We start from the raw sequence: 213 nt of genomic DNA on the forward strand, positions 1-213 counted from the left end.
CCCCGATCGACACTTCAAACTCCCCCACCCGTGGACACTCAAATTCCTCCAGGGCAGGACGAGGATTGCATTATTGATCGGTCACGCCTCGGCCGCGATCGCCAGGCGTGCGGCGGCCTCCTTCAGCCGGTAGCTTCTGCCTTCGAACTCGAGCATGACGGCACGATGCATCAGCCGATCAAGGATGGTGGTGCCCATGGTCGCATCGCCGAG

General features: G+C 62.0%; 1 protein-coding gene. It reads right to left on the bottom strand.

Features of this window, described 5'->3' with window-relative positions:
* Positions 1–81: 81 nt before the first annotated feature.
* Positions 82–213: ATP-binding protein (locus AC3A6Y_RS35135; RefSeq protein ID WP_487872719.1), on the bottom strand; the 132-nt coding region annotated here is incomplete at its 5' end.

The organism is Variovorax sp. Soil_C_17 (assembly GCF_057657265.1).